The organism is Pseudomonas sp. Pseusp97, assembly GCF_047304025.1.
Taxonomy (GTDB): Bacteria; Pseudomonadota; Gammaproteobacteria; order Pseudomonadales; family Pseudomonadaceae; genus Pseudomonas.
The window spans coordinates 1-309 of record NZ_JBGLYK010000522.1; the positions used below are offsets into that span (position 1 = coordinate 1).

Below are 309 nucleotides of genomic sequence, written 5' to 3' on the forward strand. Positions count from 1 at the left end.
GTCGCGGGTCGCGCTCGGCAGCGCGGCGAGCAGCGCCTCGGCGGTGGCCTTGGAGTCGCCCAGCAGCGCCACGGCGCTCGGGTAGAAGTCGTTGAACTTGCGCGAATCGATGTCGACGCGGATCACCTCGCCGGTGACCGGCAGGCGGTCGCGCCAGTAATCGGTATCGGCCATCTCGGTGCCGATGGCCAGGACCACGTCGGCCTCGGCAATCATGTCCCAACCGGCCTGGGTGCACAGGGTGGCGCCCGCGGCGAGCGGCGCTTCCGGCGCCAGCAGGCCCTTGCCGGCGCCGCTGTTCACCAGCGT

At 71.8% G+C, this 309-nt stretch carries 1 pseudogene; it reads right to left on the reverse strand.

The window, feature by feature from the left end:
* A pseudogene (locus ACCC94_RS30200) lies at positions 1-309 on the reverse strand (decarboxylase); the annotation flags it as partial.